General features: G+C 48.0%; 15 protein-coding genes and 1 riboswitch. Of the genes, 9 read left to right on the top strand and 6 right to left on the bottom strand.

Translation table 11 applies throughout. The annotated features are described in order from the left end of the window. Nucleotides 1-116 precede the first annotated feature (116 nt). Nucleotides 117-279: riboswitch (cyclic di-AMP (ydaO/yuaA leader) on the top strand. 138 nt (nt 280-417) lie between these two features. The 9 genes from CJP46_RS07735 (at nt 418) to xerS (ending at nt 12,259) form a co-directional block, all read left to right on the top strand. Then, nucleotides 418-2,241 (top strand): APC family permease, encoded by a 1,824-nt coding sequence (locus CJP46_RS07735; protein WP_094594954.1) that lies wholly within the window; start codon nt 418-420, stop codon nt 2,239-2,241. 241 nt (nt 2,242-2,482) lie between these two features. Next, complete coding sequence (locus CJP46_RS07740) at nt 2,483-3,493, top strand: LacI family DNA-binding transcriptional regulator (protein ID WP_094594955.1); 1,011 nt, start codon at nt 2,483-2,485, stop codon at nt 3,491-3,493. A 191-nt stretch (nt 3,494-3,684) separates the two neighbouring features. Then, entirely contained in the window at nt 3,685-4,722 is a 1,038-nt protein-coding gene (locus tag CJP46_RS07745; RefSeq protein ID WP_094594956.1) for a zinc-dependent alcohol dehydrogenase family protein, read from the top strand. Then, nucleotides 4,719-5,762 (top strand): Gfo/Idh/MocA family protein, encoded by a 1,044-nt coding sequence (locus CJP46_RS07750; RefSeq protein WP_094594957.1) that lies wholly within the window; start codon nt 4,719-4,721, stop codon nt 5,760-5,762. Before CJP46_RS07745 ends, CJP46_RS07750 begins: the two co-directional genes overlap by 4 nt. 26 nt (nt 5,763-5,788) lie before the next feature. Beyond that, nucleotides 5,789-6,151, top strand: a complete 363-nt coding sequence (locus CJP46_RS07755) for an HAD family hydrolase (RefSeq protein ID WP_256992259.1) — start codon at nt 5,789-5,791, stop codon at nt 6,149-6,151. After that, nucleotides 6,151-6,270, top strand: coding sequence for an HAD hydrolase family protein (locus CJP46_RS37500; RefSeq protein WP_179281068.1), 120 nt, complete (start codon nt 6,151-6,153; stop codon nt 6,268-6,270). Before CJP46_RS07755 ends, CJP46_RS37500 begins: the two co-directional genes overlap by 1 nt. A gap of 91 nt (nt 6,271-6,361) precedes the next feature. Further along, nucleotides 6,362-8,335: a glycoside hydrolase family 127 protein gene (locus CJP46_RS07760; protein ID WP_179281069.1), complete on the top strand. Its 1,974-nt coding sequence runs from the start codon at nt 6,362-6,364 to the stop codon at nt 8,333-8,335. A 204-nt stretch (nt 8,336-8,539) separates the two neighbouring features. Next, on the top strand, nt 8,540-10,804 hold the full coding sequence (locus CJP46_RS07765; protein ID WP_094594960.1) for a glycoside hydrolase family 3 N-terminal domain-containing protein: 2,265 nt from the start codon (nt 8,540-8,542) through the stop codon (nt 10,802-10,804). Nucleotides 10,805-11,188: 384 nt separating this feature from the next. Then, nucleotides 11,189-12,259, top strand: a complete 1,071-nt coding sequence (xerS, locus tag CJP46_RS07770; protein ID WP_094594961.1) for a tyrosine recombinase XerS — start codon at nt 11,189-11,191, stop codon at nt 12,257-12,259. 587 nt (nt 12,260-12,846) lie between these two features. Here the strand turns inward: xerS and CJP46_RS07775 are convergent. From CJP46_RS07775 to CJP46_RS07800, 6 genes are all read right to left on the bottom strand, one after another. After that, nucleotides 12,847-13,317 (bottom strand): group II truncated hemoglobin, encoded by a 471-nt coding sequence (locus CJP46_RS07775; protein WP_094594962.1) that lies wholly within the window; start codon nt 13,315-13,317, stop codon nt 12,847-12,849. 143 nt (nt 13,318-13,460) lie between these two features. Then, nucleotides 13,461-14,243 carry an N-formylglutamate amidohydrolase gene (locus CJP46_RS07780; protein ID WP_094594963.1) on the bottom strand — a complete coding sequence of 261 codons (783 nt, stop codon included), beginning with the start codon at nt 14,241-14,243 and terminating at the stop codon, nt 13,461-13,463. An 89-nt stretch (nt 14,244-14,332) separates the two neighbouring features. Continuing rightward, nucleotides 14,333-14,686, bottom strand: coding sequence for a hypothetical protein (locus tag CJP46_RS36105; RefSeq protein WP_143812938.1), 354 nt, complete (start codon nt 14,684-14,686; stop codon nt 14,333-14,335). Nucleotides 14,687-14,764: 78 nt separating this feature from the next. Beyond that, nucleotides 14,765-15,205, bottom strand: coding sequence for a C2 domain-containing protein (locus CJP46_RS07790; protein WP_094594965.1), 441 nt, complete (start codon nt 15,203-15,205; stop codon nt 14,765-14,767). 813 nt (nt 15,206-16,018) lie between these two features. Beyond that, entirely contained in the window at nt 16,019-17,497 is a 1,479-nt protein-coding gene (locus tag CJP46_RS07795; protein WP_094594966.1) for an amidase family protein, read from the bottom strand. Nucleotides 17,498-18,018: 521 nt separating this feature from the next. Beyond that, a complete protein-coding gene (locus CJP46_RS07800) occupies nt 18,019-18,645 on the bottom strand; it encodes a WG repeat-containing protein (protein ID WP_094594967.1) in 627 nt (208 codons plus the stop codon). Nucleotides 18,646-18,763: the final 118 nt, after the last annotated feature.

An 18,763-nucleotide genomic window follows, 5' to 3' on the forward strand; every position in this document is an offset into this window, starting at 1 on the left:
TGATGTTCTTTCGAATTTTTTTACACCGATCTCGAAAGGTTTGCTTCTTTACAGCAGGCGTCCGGAAGGAGTAAGATTTCATTCGTAATCGAGAACTTGTGAACCTGATACGTAATACTCCTTGATCGCTGAATTCTGGAATCAGGAGCGGGGGAACCAAAGGGAGGAAGCAAAGCTTCGTCCCAGGGGTGAATCACTTGATGTTCAATTATTGAGTGTAGGGATACTTTCAGTCCCGAATCCGACAGCTAACCTCGTAAGCGTGATGAAAGAGGGTTTTGTCGTGCGCGTAAAAAAGCCACGGGAAAGTCCAACTTTCCTGTGGCTTTTTTGTTGTGCACAAAAAGGGTTGAGCATGTCGAAAAACGGGTACCTCATGAATCATTCAACTCTAACACTGGCGGTGACTAACATTCCATGGCAGCCTTGAAAAGACTTCTGATCGGACGTCCGCTGAAGTCCACTGAATTGGGAGAACAAAAACTGAATAAGAAAAAAGCTTTGGCCATTCTATCCTCCGATGCGTTATCGTCCGTAGCTTACGGGCCTGAGCAAATTTTACTGGTCCTGATCACGGTCAGCACGGCGGCGTTCTGGTATTCGATACCGATCGGAATCGGCGTACTCATTTTATTGTCGGCACTCATTCTGTCCTATCGGCAGATCATCTTTGCATATCCCCATGGTGGTGGGGCATACGTCGTCTCCAAGCAAAATTTGGGGGTTTATTCCGGACTGGTGGCCGGCGGTTCGCTGCTGGTAGATTATATTCTGACCGTTGCGGTCAGCGTTTCGGCGGGCACGGATGCGCTGACTTCTGCGTTCCCGGTACTGCATGAGCATACCGTGGCAATTGCCGTTACCTTCGTCATCCTCATTACGCTGCTGAATTTGCGGGGCGTGACCGAGTCGGCCTCCATCCTGGCTTATCCGGTGTATCTGTTCGCCTTTGCACTGTTCATTCTGATCGGGGTGGGAATGTACAACATTGTGACCGGCCACGTGTCGCCGCATCTGCATACACCGGTCGGGACGCCGGTTGCGGGGATCAGCCTGTTCTTGCTCTTAAAAGCCTTTGCCTCGGGCAGCTCAGCCCTGACCGGGGTCGAAGCGATTTCGAACGCCATCCCGAACTTTAAGGATCCAGGCCCGAACAATGCGGCCAAAACCTTGATGGCAATGGGCATCCTGCTGGCCGTGCTCTTCTCGGGCATCGTATTTCTTGCTTATTATTTGGGGATATCCCCAAATGCCCAGGAAACGGTCGTTTCCCAGATTGCCAATCAGACGTTCGGCCGGAATTTTATGTACTTTTTCATTCAGGGCACGACGGCTTTGATCTTGATCTTGGCAGCCAATACCGGATATTCCGCGTTTCCGCTGCTTGCGGTCAATTTAGCCAAGGACCGGTTTATTCCCCGGATGTTCACCGTCCGCGGCGACCGTTTGGGGTATTCGAACGGAATCATCATCCTTGGGTTGCTATCCATCGTGCTAATTGTCGCCTTCCACGGGCAGACGGAGCATCTGATCCCGCTGTACGCGGTCGGGGTGTTCATCCCCTTCACGCTTTCCCAAACCGGGATGATGGTCAAGTGGATCCGGGAAAAGCCACAGGGTTGGTTGACAAAGCTCGTCATCAATACGATCGGCGCGCTGATCAGCTTCACGGTGTCGGTCATGTTCTTTGTAACGAAGTTTGCGCAGATCTGGCCGGTACTGATCTTTTTGCCGCTGATCGTGTATCTGTTCCACCGGATCAAGAAGCATTATGAAGCGGTTGGTGAGCAGCTGCGGCTGTCGACATGCGAGCCGGCGTTACCGATCGAAGGCAATGTGATCATTCTTCCTGTTTCGGGTATTACGCATGTCGTGGAGCATTCCCTCAATTATGCGCAGTCGCTTGCGGCTGAACAGATCATTGCGGTATATATTCCGTTTGAACGGGAGGAAGAGAACCGGTTTGAAGAAAAATGGCATAAATGGCGGCCTGACGTGCGCCTTGTGACGCTTCATTCTCCTTACCGGAGCATTATTCATCCGCTCAGCAAATTTATCGATACGGTACACCGGAAAGCCAGCGAATCCAATTACCAGGTAACGGTCATCATTCCTCAGTTTATTCCGAAGCGGAGCTGGCAAAATCTGCTGCACAACCAGACCAGCTTGATGATCCGGACGTATCTCTTGTTCCGCAAAGACGTCGTTGTGACGACGGTTCCGTATCATTTGAAAAAATAGCAAGGCAGCTGGTTCAAACCATTCATCATAGGATCACGGCATATGTGCCGGCGGTCCTTTTTTTGTGTGAAAGGAGCGGATATATATGAAGGAAGAATGGATAGGATACGCCGCGGAAGCTGTCAAACCAGGTATTGTCTCATGAATTGACGCCAAAAATTTCAAGTGCTAAGCTATTAAGCAAAATGAGAGCGCCTGTGCAGGCCATCTCTTTCATATTGATTTCCAAAGGGGAGAACACATGGAAGGCAGGAAAGTAACGCTCAGGGACATTGCGGTCAAAGCCGGGCTATCCGTAAACACCATCTCAAGAGCATTAAAAGATAAAGAAGACATCGCACCTTCGACCCGGCAAATGATTAAAGAACTGGCCAAGGAAATGGGGTATGTCGGAAACGCGCTAGCTGGTTCTCTCCGATCAGGCCTGACCAAAACCATTGCGGTCATCGTCAGCGATGTAGCCAACCCGCATTTCGGCATTATGGTTAAGGAGATTGAGAAAACCGCTCGGAAACACCATTACACGATTTTCGTCATCAATACGGAAGACGATTATGAAATGGAAGAGCGGGCGATTTATACGGCCATCGGCAAAAACGTGGATGCCATTATCATTTGTCCTTCTCAGCGCGGGGTAGACAACATCCGCTTTTTGCAGAAGAACGGGGTTCCGTTCGTGCTGATCGGAAGAAGGTTTAAGGATGAGCCTGATTTTGATTATGTGATCTGTGATGATGAAAAGGGAGGTTACCTGGCAACGAAGCATCTGATCGAACACGGCCACGAAAGGGTTTTGTTTCTCAACGGGCCGATCCGGATATCCAGTGCCCAGGAACGACTCGAAGGCTATCGGCGAGCGCACCAGGAAGCGGGACTCCCGGTACATGAGGATCTTATTATAGAAGTTGGAGCCTCGGCCGGAGATACCCGAATGGTCGTCAAGCAGCTGATCGAACAGAAGGCTCAATTTACAGGCGTCTTTGCCTTTAATGATGTCATCGCATGGGAAGCGGCCTATGTTATGCAAAAGTACGGCTATCGCGTGCCGGAAGACTATGCGGTGATCGGCTTTGACAATATTCAGTCACGTCTCTTTATTCCTTTTCAGCTGTCGTCCGTAAGCAACTCCAAGGGGAGAATGTCCAAAAGGGCCGTTGATATCGTATTGCATAAAATCAATCACCCCAGCTCGCAAGAAAAATTCCATGAAGTCATCGACACCAAGCTGGTGTTAAGAGGCAGCACCCTGTAATCGCTGAAACAGCGTGAAGCGGTCGTTATTCGCGTAAAGATCTGCCGCTTCACGTTCGATGAAGCAACATTCCCATGATTTGCAAACAAACGATTGACAGCGGCACGCACCGGTGTTATTTTATCAGTACATTAACGTTAATGTTATCGATTAAGGCATGCCGAATCCTATTTTGAGAGTGGGGGAAAGGAATGCATCAAGTTGCCAATGTACCGCAAACCATGATCGTTCCGCTGTTTGTCGGGCAAGGGAAAATTGAATACGGCGAGAAGCCGGTGCCCATACCAGGTAAAGGGCAGCTTCTAATCCAGGTGAAAGCCAATGCCCTGTGCGGCTCGGACCGCAGCCAATTCTATGAGGGAAGCAGCGTTACGCCCGGCCACGAAGCTGCAGGCATAGTGGCTGGGGCCGGAGAAGGTACTTCCACAGTGATCGGGTCTCATGGCGTAGTCTATTTAATGGATTTCTGCGGCGAATGCCGCAATTGCCGGCAAGGATTTTCCAATCAATGCCTGCACAAAAGAGCCGATTATGGCTTTACGCACGACGGTGGTTACGGCCCTTATATGGTTGTAAATGAAAACGTATTCTTTCAGATCGATGCATCTCTTCCGCTTAGCGAAGCGACGATGCTCCTGGATATTATGGGAACAGGCGGCCATGCGATCAAGAGAGCTCAGCTCGTACACAAGGATATTACGTCCGTCCTGGTCACCGGCGCGGGTCCGATCGGCCTTGGCGTACTGGCGATGGCCAAACTGCTGCTGGGGGATGACATCCCGGTGTTTATCATGGATTTTGTCCCATATCGTCTGGAGCTCGCCGAGAAGATGGGTGCCATTCCTGTAAATTTGGGCGCGGGTTCGGTATTGGAGACGATCAGAAAAGCAGGCGGCAGCGGCGTCGATATCGCCATTGATACGAGCGGCAAAACAGCCGGACGCCGGGCTTCGCTGGAAGCGCTTCATCAGCGCGGCGTATTGGTATGCGTCGGTCACGGCGAGGAACTTAACCTTCATGTGTCGAGCGATTTGATCGCCGCCGAACGGGCTGTCCTCGGCAGCGAGTATTTCCAATATGGCGAAATCGCAGATAATCATCGGGTTATCCAGAACCATCTGCCTTATCTGCAGCAAATCATTACGCACCGTTTCAGCCTGGACCGCATCCAGGAAGCGTATGAATTATTTTTCCAAGGCGATACCGGAAAGGTGTTAATCGAACCATGAGCGCAGATCAAAAGCTGAAAGTCGCATTAATTGGCGCAGGAGGCTCCGCTTTCGACCGCGGAAGGTCGGAGGGATTTCGGTCCGCGGGAAACTGGGGACAACAGCATGCCCGCATATGGGAAGGGAGACCCGATGTAGACTTTTGCGCGATCGTTGGGCGCAACCCCGAGCGTACGAAAGAAAAGGCGGAATTCTATGGAACCAAAGCGTACACCCGCATCGCCGACATGCTTGAGCAGGAAGTCCCTGACCTCGTTAGCATTTGCCTTCCGAATCAAGGACACTTTGATGCGACAATGGAAGTCATTCAGGCTGGATTTCCGCTGCTGGTGGAAAAACCGCTCGTCTTCAATCTGAAGGAAGCCGACCAGCTCCTGAATGAAGCTGCCAAACGAAACGTATTTTTTGCCATCAATTTCAACCACCGCTTCGCCAAACCGGTGGAATTGGCTGACGAAGCAATCCGGACGGGAAGGCTGGGCGACCTGACCTTCGCGACCTGGCGGTTCGGCGGGGAAGGCAGCAGCGATCATCCGCATGCCAATCTAATCGAGACACAGTGTCACGGATTTGACATGCTGGAACATCTCTGCGGGCCGATCGAATCGGTCATGGCGGAGATGACGGATAAGACAGGCGGAGGTTACCGCACCCTCTCGATTACCCCTCGCTTTGAGAACGGGGCAGTCGGCAGCCTGATCGGCACTTACGATTCCTCTTATGCTTATCCGGACACGCATCGTGTGGAAATCAACGGCGCCCTCGGCCGCTGCGTCATTCAAGACACGGTGAAGAAATATACGTTTCATGCTGCCGGCAGCGAAATCGGGGAAAGCTGGGAAGCCGGATATTTTAACGATGCAGACCGGGAATTCCACCGGACGTTCGACAGACATGTCGATGCACTGCTGCACGCACTGAGAAATGGGCAGGCGCCTCCGGTCGATGCCGAAGCCGGGTATCGGGTACTTCTTCTGGCGGAAGCGGCCATTCGCTCTTACGAGCAAGGCTGCCGGGTGAAACTGCCTAAACCTATATAATCGATCTTGGAGTGGATGATAACTTGGTGAAGCTCTTTGTAACGGATATCGACGGCACCTTAATGGATAGCAACAAGCAGATACAGGGTGAAGATATCACGGCCATTCGACAAGCGCATCGGCAGGGGGTCCGCATGTGCCTCGCTTCGGGCAGAATGTATGAAGAAATCAAGGTGGTCATGGACGTGCTGGAAGTTCCCTGCTATGCCATATGCCAAAATGGTGCCACCCTCGTTGACTGCAGTGGGACGGTGATCGTGTCAAACACTTTTCGCTCGGATTTAACTCTTTCCGTTCAGCACGTAACATCCAGCGACGATCTGGTTACCGTGATATGCAGCGCCGACGCCAACTATGTAAGGGTACGAACGCCCGAGACAAATCATTAATGAAATTACTGCGCATCGGCAGAGAGGATGTCGCATGCATCGGCGATTCCTTTAACGATCTGGCCATGTTTCGCATAAGTTCGCGCAGCTTGCCATGTCCCATGCCCACTCCGATGTGATCCAAGCCGCGCTGAATCAAGCCGAAACCGTAAGTGAGGCTTTGTATGATTGCTTGCAGTGCGATTAATCCTTGCGAAGGGGTGTTTCCTTTTGTCCTTCGAAGCAACCAAAGTCCACAATAGACCAACATTCTACAAGCACCAGGCGGTATATCCGCTTCCGATTCAAACGGTGCGCATCGATGACGCGTTCTGGGAGCCCAAATTGAAAATACTGCGCGAAATCACTTCCTATGATGTCCTTGATAAATTCGAACATGACGGTGCGATTCATAATTTCGACCTTGTCGCGGATGGCGCTGGCGGGAATCACTGCGGCGAACCGTGGTTCGATGGTTTGATCTATGAAACGATCCGGGGGCTCTCGGATATGATCGCTGTCTCGTATGATGAGCGTCTGGATCAGAGAATCGACGATCTGATACAGCGGATCTCACGCGCGCAGGATGCTGTAGGTGACGGCTACATAAACACGTATACGTTGCTCGACCGGCCCGGCCAGCGTTGGGGAGAAAACGGAGGAAATTTAAGATGGCAGCACGACGTGTACAATGCAGGATGTCTGGTGGAAGCTGCCGTTCATCATTATAAAGCGACAGGCAAAACTTCATTGCTCAAAGCTGCCGTAAGATTTGCCAATCATATGTGCGAAATCATGGGGCCATCGCCCAAAAGGAATATCGTTCCTGCCCACTCACTGCCGGAAGAAGCGCTGTTAAAGCTGTATCAGCTGGCTCTTGATGATCCGGAGCTCTCCAATACCATGAATATTGCGTTCGAGGCTTCCGATTATTTGGATTTGGCCGTTTTCTGGATTCATCATCGGGGAAATCATGAAGGCAGGAACTCCCATGAAGAGTATGCCCAGGATCATAAGGCCGTGTTGGAACAGGAGGAAGCGGTCGGGCATGCAGTACGCGCGACGCTGTTATATACAGGATTAACGGCACTTTATTTGTGTACGGGAGAAAAGCGGTATTTGGACACCGCCAAGAAGCTATGGAATAACATTGTCCATCAAAAATCGCATATTTCCGGAGGTGTCGGAGCCGTACATCATGACGAGAAGTTCGGCGGCAGCTATGAATTGCCTGATAACGGCTATTTGGAGACTTGTGCCGGCGTGGGAATGGGATTCTTTAGCTGGAACCTTTTTTTGGCAACAGGCGAAGGCCGTTATATCGATCAATTGGAGACGATTCTGTACAATATTGTTCTGGCCGGCCGTTCCATGGATGGGCATCGGTATTTTTATGAAAATCCGCTGGTCAGCCGCGGCTCCCATAACCGGTGGGAGTGGCACACCTGCCCTTGTTGCCCGCCGATGATGCTCAAAATGCTGCCGGAATTAGCGACTTACATTTATGCCTACGATAACATGGGGGCATTCGTTAATCTGTACGTTGCAAGCGAAGTCAGCATGACGCTGGATGGCGTGGCGGTCACGCTTAAGCAGCATACTTCATATCCCTGGGCGGGAAGTGTCGGCATTAGCGTTTCGCCTGAGCACGCGGCAGCGTTTTCCATTCGGCTGCGGATTCCGGAATGGTGCGGCCAATACACGATTACGGTTAATGATCAAACAGTCTCTTACGAGATCGTGGACGGTTACGCTGTATTGGAGCGGACATGGTCGCCGGGAGACGTTGTCCAACTTGACCTGGATCTGCCGGTTGACCTGATCGGGGCTCACCCGAATGTGAACACGCATGCCAACAAAGCGGCCATCCGAAGAGGGCCCATGCTGTACTGTCTGGAGTCGGTAGACAACGATAAGTACACCGATGGCAAAGTTCAATACACACGCGAAGCGTTGGACATTGACCAACAGTTGGAATGCAAACTTCCGCAGCAACCGGCGTTTACCACCGAATTTGATGCAAGTTTCTTTGACGGAGCAGTACTGGTCCATACCCAAGATGCGGAAGGCAAACCGTTGACGGCGATTCCTTATCCGTATTGGAACAACCGTTCGCGCGGAACGATGGTTATCTGGCTGCAATATGACCACGACAACGGTGTGAACGGATGGGAAAACAAACTTTATCGCAAAATCAATCGTTGATAACAAGCGCAATAGTTAGTTAATAACCGGCGGGCCACCGCGGTGCAGTGAATTGGCTTATTTCCAGCTTAGGAAATAGGCCGTTTTATTTTTTTCTGATTTGATCATTTTGCCGTACAAAGCAAACAAAAAGCAATAACGCAACAAACAGTGTATCAATAGCGTCTAATCATCGTACATAGAACAGCAACAGGGGTGGAACAGATGAATGTAAAATTAATGACGATATTCGGTGCCGTAATCGGTTCTGTGCTCGTATGGACAGGAAGTGCGGCTGCAGAAGAACGGTTTACCGATCTGCAGCACTCAAAGTGGGCAGAAGACGGCATCACCTATATGGCCAAACGGGGAACCGTGGCCGGATACGGCAATGGTAAGTTCATGCCCGAGAGGCAAGTTACAAGAGCACAAGCCGTCACTTTCATGGTGCGGGAGCTCTATTCGCAGGAGCTGCAGCAAGATGCGAAAGGCATGACCTATTCAGATGTGCCTGCAACCCATCCTTTTTATCGCGAAATCGCCATCGCGGCAAAACATGGGCTGGCCGGCGGATTTCCTGACGGCACGTTCCATCCGGATGCACCGATGAGCCGTGCCGAAACTGCGGCTTTCCTTACACGCGCCTATTCACTCGTGCAAGGCCAACAAACCGTAAAGTTATCGGATACAGCAAAGCACTGGGCGGCAGCGCCTATCCTCATTATGAGCTCCAATGGATTGATCGGCGGATATTCGGATGGCACGTATCGTCCGGACCGATCCGTCACGCGCGCGGAGTTTGCCGTATTTATGTCGCGGGTTATCCGCTTCGAACGCGAAGGAGCCATTCAGGCACAGGATTGGGATAAGCTGATGTCCTATATGACCGTCAGCGAGCAAGTCGGCCAAATGCTTATGCCTGACATTAGGCAATGGAATGGGCAAGTGACGACGACAGTCAATGAAGGACTGAAACGCAGCATCCACGATCAAGATTTGGGCGGACTTATTCTTTTTGACAAAAATATTGTAAACGTGCGGCAGGTCACAACACTGACGCATGATCTGCAGATGGAAGCAGGCGATATTCCGTTGTTTCTTGGCATCGACCAAGAAGGAGGCGTGATTAAACGAATCCCTGGGGGGACGAATCTGCCGGGTCAAATGGCGCTGGGCGCAACCGGAGATACAGCGCTGGCCGAAGCGGGCGGACGGCTGACCGGAGAAGAGCTGAAGGCGCTCGGGCTGCAGGTCAATTTTGCGCCAGTGCTCGACATTAACAGCAATCCAGACAACCCGATTATCGGAATGCGGTCGTTTAGCTCGGATCCGGATTTGGTGACACGGCTTGGTCTCGCAAGCATGAAAGGACTGCGGCAATCGGGGGTCATCGCGGCAGTCAAGCATTTTCCGGGCCATGGCGACACGACGGTAGATTCCCATATGGGTATGCCGGTACTGAACCATGACCGCGAACGGCTCGATGCGGTGGAGCTCAAACCGTTTCGGGCTGCCATCGATAATGGGGTAGAGATGATCATGACCGCACATATTGCTTTTCCTGCCGTAGATAACGAGCACGTCACATCGCTCAAGGACGGAAGCAGCGTACCGATCCCTGCTACGTTATCCAAGAAGGTGCTGAACGGGCTGCTTCGGGGCGAGCTGGGATATAAAGGCGTCATCATATCCGATGCCTTCACGATGAATGCGATCGCGGAGCATTTTGGGGAAAATCAATCGGTGGAGCGGGCAGTCTCCGCAGGAGTGGATATCATCCTTATGCCGCAAGATCCGGAAGCTGCGCATCAAACGCTGGTGAACGCGGTGAAGAGCGGGAGGATTCCGAGTGAAACCATCCATGCATCGGTGAAACGCATATTGGAGCTGAAAGCAAAATATGGTTTGTTTGACCGCAGCGAGAGTCTCACGACTCAGCTGGCCGCGCTTAATGATGTCATCGGATCCGAGGAGCATCGCACAGTGGAGCGGGAAATCGCCGAGCGAGCTGTCACCTTGTTGGCCAGCCGCGACGGCGCGAGCCCGGACCCCATTCAGCAAGGCGATCGGGTCGTTATTGCCGCAGCCGATGAAGAGCAGGCGAAGCAGCTCGAGAGACAGCTGAAGCAAGCCGCGACTAACTTATCGCTGAAGACGGAAATAGCCATAATCGGCGGCCAAGGGAAAACCAATGAGGCGCTTCAAGCGGTGGATCAGGCGGATTACGTCATCCTGGCCTCTTACCAGTTCCGTAACGTGGCCAGCCAGTTTAACTGGGCCGATAATCAGACTTTGATTGATGAGATGAACAAGCGTAATAAGCGGTACACGCTGCTTTCGCTAGGCAATCCGTATGAGACGATCTACCTCCAGAACGTGCGTTCTGGTATCGCAGTTTATGGTAAGCAAGAGCCGAATACAGCAGCCGGGATAAAAGTGCTGCTCGGTAAACTGAAAGCTGGCGGCGTGCTGCCGGTGACAGTTAAGTAATTTTTATCAAGATGGTGGTTATTGACCAAACCGGGTTTAAGTGATTGGCTAAGTAAGAACAATTTAGCAGTATAAGCCGCGCATAAGCGCGGTTTTATTGTTTTATAGAACTATTTTAAATAGACGGATATAAAACGATTGTTTCGATGCCGTAAGATGTAAATTGAAATCTAAGCCAACGGACACTAATAAACAATGAAGATGATTTGTGATGAACAATGAATGATTCGTAATGAGAGCATATTGGAGCGGGGAATAAGCGCCGCGCAGCATAATAGATGGTCTATGATGACTATAATAAAGCAGAAATATAATTACGTAAAATAATAATTTGACGAATAAATACAAATAAGATATTCTGTATATAAGGAGGTTTAGCAATAAATGGATAAAAACATGAAGCTGCATTACATGAAACGCGTTGATGATAAATGTGCAGAGCTTCCTTGGTACGTAACCGAATATATCGACAGCCGCAAACGCAAACTGTCGCACACGACGCTGCTGAATTACTGCCATGATTATCTTATCTTCTTTGATTGGCTAGTGGCTGAGAAACTGGCTGCTGATCATCGTCAAGATATCGAATTGACTGTCCTGGAATCGTTGACCGTACGTGAAGTCGAAAATTTCCTTTCGTTTCTAGAGTATCAACTGGGCAACAACAAATACACGATCAACCGGAAACTGTCGGCGTTAAAGTCGCTGTTTGATTACCTGCAGAACAAGGCCGAAACGTCCGATCTGAAGCCATATATTCAACGAAACGTGATGGCCAAGATCGACTTTAATTCCATTAAGGAAAGCCAGGAAACCGTCGCAAACCGCATCGAGGGCAAAATTTTACGTGAAGATGATTTTGAGAAGTTCCGGCAGTTTGTAGCCCATGATTTCGGTGAACTAAACAAAACCAACAAACGCATGGTTCGGTTCCACGAATTTAACCGTGAGCGGGATACCGCCATCGTATCGCTGATACTCGGTTCCGGACTGCGTTTATCCGAGGTAGCGGGAATCAATATTGAGGATTTGGATATGAACAAAGGCCAGGTTCGCGTGCTGCGTAAAGGCAATAAGGAACAATATGTTTATTTCAGCCAGCAAGCGTTATTGGATCTGGAAAGCTATTTGAAGATCCGGGAAGCCCGATATGTACCGGAAAAATCGGAAAATTACTTATTTATAGCAGCGCCAATCGGCCGCAAAGGCAAAAGCCGGCGGTTAACACCAAGATCAATTGAAAAACTGATCGAAAAATACGCTGCAGCGTTTGGCAAACCGGCGCTGACAGTCCATTCCTTGAGACATTCCTTCGCAACCCGCTACCACCTGGAGAATAACGACGTACCGAGGCTGAAGAATCAGCTGGGGCATTCATCAATCCAGACGACGATGATCTATACGCATTTAACGGATGAAGAGATGAGAAATGCCGTTAACAATATGGATAAGTAATGAATGTGGAATACCGTAAAATAATGGCCGTCATTCGGCCGTTTCCTTAGTACATTTTCACAAAACTCGTATTTTGTACATATGTATTCCCGTTCGACGGTAAGATATGGACTCAATAGTATTCTTTGAATGAATTTCATCAATTTTACCCCGTTCCATTCCGAATTTTTACAACAAAAAAACCGTCCCCAAAATTGGGACGATTTTAATCGCGGTACCACCCAAGTTATTGTCCTCGCGCATAGCGAAACAATCAGCTCTTGTTGACTATAACGAGTCAAACCGGCGGGTATTAACCGCACTCCTGAACCGGCAATATACTAAGTTTCGTGGAATTTCACACCAAAACATCCCTCTCTGAACGAAATGTAGCATATCTTGTTCATTCATCGTTTTCATTCGTATCATTTCCTAATTATTGTTATTGTATCAGTTAGAATTCAGATGTCAATCGTGAATAATAGAAACCTGCATAATACTCGAAAACCCACTCGTAATTAACGTAAACTGCCCGTTAGCGTGGAGACGGCAGCCGAACTCCTCGGCTGGCTGCCGTCATGGAACTATCGTCTCCCATTACTTTAATCCTAACAGTGGTCACAACTGTTATGGCCGACAAGACCGTTCCAAGACCAGCGCGGGATTTGGAGTCCTTCTGGCACGTCGTTGGCGGAACCTGGATATCCGGCCATCGTGGTGGTTGTGACCCAAGAAAAATAGTCATGCAGTACCTGTCTTAGTTGGTCGTTGGTTGCCAGGCCCACATCGACCAACGCTTGATCAAAACAGATAATAGCTCGTCGGTCCATATCCTTGTGAGGACCGTTACCACTGTGTAGGCGAACCACGGTGTTTTCATCACCATATTCCTCGGTGTAACGTTGTGGACCACCCAAAGCCTCTGCCCAGTACGCCGCCAGCCGTTCCGTGTGTTCAGGGTGATAACCATGACTAAACGCATGGCTTACCAGCTCATCCTCCAGCACCCGAGCGTGCCAAGCCGCCGCCAACTTGAGCAAGCCCTCGTAACCACCAACTGCCTCATATACGGTCTGCATGTCATCATCTCCTTGGAAATGTTCATGTTCTAAAACACAGTTCTAGAAGTAACACTGTTGCGCTCTACTGCCCGTTAGCGTGAAGACGGCAGCTGGACTCCCTGGCCGGCTGCCGCCTGACTTTATTGAGCTATCGTTTCCCGTTAGCTTAACAGCGAATGGGTTTTTAGGTTTTGAAAAACTTTACCTAAACGGTACTGGGTTTCCTTGAAGAGTTCATAATTTTTTGTTGTTACCTCTTCTTCGCCAAACACCCGATTTTCTATATAAGATGTGTATCTTAGTTCTATTTGAATTGCTTCCACATTGCTCCACGAACCATATTTCGAAACAATATGGCCGCCTGAAAGTCCGTTTTCATCCACGCTTACCGTAAATCTCTCTCTAACGAAAGCACTTCGGACAGCCTCTAAAAATTCATTGGAGCAACTCATACCGTGACAAGTACCTAAAACAACATCATGTGTCGTCTGGATATAAAAACTATGCAAATCGACTAGGAACGCTTTACCAAACACTGCCAAAGAAGTACTTATCTCTTCCGACAACCCATAGTGGTACGGCATATAGATGTTTTCAATTCTATTTATAATTGTGTCGTCAGACAGAGGTATATCGTAAATGTCTCTTCCGAATGTGGATTTTTGATAAACTAACGACTTGGTGTAGTCTTCTCCTTGATTCTTAAGTTTTATATCCCTGTTAACATCAATCACATATCGGCTGTAATTTGCCGACACTGTTGTAATGTTTAATCCCTCCAAAAAGCTATAAAGCTCGTTTAAAAACCAATCATTGTTTGGCAGAACTATATCGGGTTTCTTACTCTTTTTCATTTCAGGTGTGATTTGAGATGAGCCATGCGGAATACTCGCTATTATCGCAGAAACCGGTTTACTCCGTTTCACGTTCAATGAATGCACCATATATAGTCCCCCGTCAAAAGTTATCCCTGGTTAGTTGAGAAGAAGGCAGCCAACCAAAAAGCTGGCTGCCTTCAAATGTTTTCATTGAGCTATCGTTCTCCGTTAGTTGAAAGCTGTAGCTCTTCTTTAATACCTTTCCACTCGACAGTAACATTGATTGTTTCGTCTTTCTGCGGAACAGCGCCATTACTAATAGATTTATGAGTGATTTCTTTATGCCCTGATAATTCTGTTTCTCCACTTCCTCCCCCTGATGATACAGAAAACTTATATTTGACTTTACCTACTTCAGAAGGGTTATCCCCTTTGTAAGTTAATGTCAATATGTAATCGTGGTTCTCACCATTAGGGTTAGTAACGACATAGTTTGCTGACCAGTTCTTACTTTCACCAGTAAATAAAATAGAAGAGCTATTTAAACATCCAGATAAAAACATAACCATGAATAAACAGATGAGGATTCCTTTTATTGTAATCCCTCCCTTGAGTATTAATGAAGTTCACATAAAATGATATTAATCTCAGTTATTCTTTGCGTTAAGGAAAGCATCAATTATTTCAATTAGATGGGGATTCTTTGTATGTCGACGATAAAAAAGAATTGATTTGGACCATATGGCCCTGTTTTCCTTTTGGATCGCTGTACGTTCTCTATCTTTCTCAAGACAAGTTATTTGTTCTGAAGACATAATATGTACTTCCATTCCGTCAACAAAGAAGTTGAATTGCCAAAACCCGCCTTTATTTATTGGACTAGGATTATATTTTTGAAATAACTTGTGGGCAATCTCAAAGTAATCCCACTGAATCATAATATCTAGATCATCCATTTCAAAATCTTCAATACCATGTACAAAAAGTGAAGTTGAAGCATCGAAGCTATACGGAACATTTCCTTCATCAAGGTCTTTAACGACTCTAAAAACTAATTCCCACCACTTATTTGACAATGCATGATCCATTTTAACTCTCCTATTCGTTAAATTAAGCCAATCAATGAAGGCCTCCTCAGTTACCTGTATTCTCGAACTTTGTTGCTCAATCCTGCCTGTTAGCTTAATGAAAAAACAGCCGGCTTTGGGGTCGGCTGCCTTCAAACGTCTTTATTGAACTATCGTTTTCCGTTAGCGGAACACCCTGTGAAGCATGAGAACTTTGTAAGTGCTTTAAGGTAAGGAGGATTCAAATGAAGTGCGTACTTTGTTTTCTTTAATTACAGCTTCTTTAATTTGCTAGGCCTACTTGATTCATTTTATTAAAAACCATTTTGCCGTTAAGCAAGGACTTACAAAGTTCAATCAGACTTGGTATATGTTCACGTATCCATATACGCATTTCTTCATTACTTACTCGAAATGCGTAGAGCCCGCATATTTCCAAAAACATGAAATCTTCTAATTGTGCAATGTCTATCTTCCTAGAAATTATATTTGAGTAGGCGGAAAGTAAATTATCCACTCCTTAGCTTAGTTAATTATCCTCACATTCACAAACCACCTAAAACTGAAAGAAGATTCATATCCCTCACCATTGTCGTATTACTCGTTTGAGGAGGTTCTATATTACCACATATTGGATGATATATTCACCTGCTTCTGAAAACTGCTCGTTAGTTGAGAAAAGACAGCCGATCTCAAGTAACCAGCTGCCTTCAAATTCTTTATTGAGCTATCGTTCTCCGTTAGTTTAATCACGCTATGGTTAAGTCCAACCCCATGACACGGTCAGTATGTAATTGTTAATTCCAATGGTATAAATTGGAAGCAGAAAATACATCAATTCCCGAGATCTGGCGGACGACGGGAAAGTGTCGCCTGCTCGAAACTATAGGCGATGCCTATTAACGTGGGCTCACTGAAAGCCCTCCCGGAAAAGACAACACCAAATGGTCCCTGAGTCGAATCGCCATCCGCATCAATTGTTCCATTGACTGAATAACCGGCAGGGACCGTGATAAGGGGATACCCTAACCTGGCAGCGATGTACATGCCATCAATGTCACCGGGTAACATTAATGCATCTAAACCGTGCTGATCGAGTGCATAGTCAATCCCTTTTGTTACAGCTTGTTGGTTATACTCTTGACGTTTTAGTTGATAGGTTATCTCGTTTAACGTATTTTCTTCCGAGCGAATCAGATTATCTTGGCCAAACTTCAATGCAGAAGCAGCGTGTTTCCGATTGTAATCAATCAGTTCTTGAAGAGAATGTACGGGCATATCCGAATTCAACTTCGATAAGTAGCGATTCAGACCTGTTTTGAATTCGTAGCAAATAACATCATTATTCCATGGATGCTGTTCCAAATGCAGGTCTACAGGATCGATAATTGTAGCACCTTGCTCACGTAGAACTTCGATGGCGGATTCCATGATTGAAAGTCTTTCTTCATCCAACGACTGATAATAAAATCTGGGAATACCAACACGAGCTTTACGCAGAAAGTCCCGGTCGAGATAAGATGTATAGTCGTGAAAAGTACGATGGGGGCTAGTCCACGTTGCCTTGTCGTTCTCGTCAATCCCGACGATTACCCCGAGAAGTGTCGCAGCATCAGTGACCGTCTTGGAAATTGGCCCTGGTGTATCCTGACTTATGGAGATCGGAATAATGCCGCTACGGCTCGCAAGCCCTACAGTAGGCTTTATTCCGACAAGAAAGTGTTGGCTTGCTGGCCCAACAATCGATCCCGCGGTTTCTGTTCCGATTGCTGCTGCTGCCAGGCTTGCTGCTACGGCTGAAGCCGATCCTGAACTTGACCCGCTCACGAAAAGCTTGCCAGGTCCATATGGATTCAATACATATCCGCCTCTGGAACTGTATCCAGCTGGCATCCGATCGGACATAAAATTCGACCACTCGGTCATGTTTGCCTTACCCAGAAGTACCGCGCCTGCAGTGCGGAGCTTTGCAGCTATGAACGAATCTTGAGGGGCAAATGACTCAGCCAAGGCGATTGAACCAGCACTCGTGTGCATCCGGTCGTGAGTATTGATATTATCCTTGAGCAGGATTGGTATTCCATGTAACGGTCCCCTACTGCCTTTTGTATTTCGCTCAAGGTCAAGATTCCTTGCTATTTCAAGTGCATCTGGATTGATCTCTAATACGGCATTAATCAGAGGATTATACCTATGAATACGTTCGATATATGCAAGTACGAGGGCTTCGGATGTACACTCACCCGATGACATTGCCTTTTGCATGCTCACCAAGTCGGCTTCCTGAATCCAATCTTGTAAGTTGATGCTCATATATTAACATACCCCCGGAAATAGAAATTTTCTCGGACAACAGTAATATGGTATCATGCTACCTTACCAAGGATATAGGTAAAGTTTTGATTAGATAAGAAAGTATCAGTTGTACATCGCAGTAGAGCTTGTATTTTCTCCGAACTTTAATGTTGTAACTAAAAAAATCTGCCCGTTAATTGAAGATAAATTCTTTCCGAGCCTGCTCGTTAGCTTAATTAACCTGATAATGTAGTAATGTTATTGGGCCCAACTTCGCTTTGGATAATTGTTATCATTTACGGTAATCCAATTACAACAAGATCCTTATTACTTTAGCAAATGTTTTCAATAAAAATTATTGAACTATCCTGCCCGTTAGCTTAACGAAAAACGAAGCAGTTGCCAACGGCAAGTTAGTTTCGATAAGTTAGCTGTAATGCGCTCTTTTTTCGATACAATCCGTGAAGCTCGGTTGTTCTGCCTTGTCACTCTTTTCGAAAGTTCGGAAGCCGGTTGCCAGACGATCGCTCCGCTACGGTTCACGACCCTCTGATTTCCTCGCGCGAATTCGGAACGAGCAAACTGATCACCGCCAATTCGCCGTTAAATGCGTCAGCCCAATAGAATTGCGACTTGATCACAAAGCGGCCGGATGTATTGATATAGCCGTACCTCTGCCCCTGGCTGGCCGGAGCCAGGCCGCCCTTGAACAAACCTCCGGCTGTAAAGCCCTGGATGACTTTGGTGCCCTTCTTGTTGATGTAGAAGGTGACTCCATTACGCTCGACAAAAGCCAGTCCTTCCGAGAACGGCTGCCCCATGCTGAACTGCGGTGTTAGCAGGTAATTGCCGTTTTTGTCGATGTACCCGTATTTTCCGTTCACGTAAACTACTGCCGCCCCGTTTGAAAACGGATCGGCGTGATCATACCGGGGTGTAATCCGGAGCTTGCCGGGGGTGTCGATATAGCCGTATTTGCCGCCGAACGCAAGCATTACGGTCGCCATACCTTCGGAGAAATCGGACGTCGAGCTATACAGGTATGGAATGACCAGCTCGCCCTTCGTGTTGATGTACCCCGATGCTTTGCCCACATTGACCCGAGCCAGACCTTCGGATAAATTAGACGCCTGGGCGTAGATGGGCTGTATGCTCAACCTTGCCATGGCTGTCTATATATCCGTACCGTGTCACCGTACCTCCGTCAGTGTTCTGAACCTGCGTCGTATACAGCGCACGGTCATTATAAAGAATGCCGGCATCTCTCAACTTGTATTCGAACAG

Origin of the sequence: Paenibacillus sp. XY044 (genome assembly GCF_002257645.1) — a bacterium.
GTDB lineage: Bacteria > Bacillota > Bacilli > Paenibacillales > Paenibacillaceae > Paenibacillus_AQ.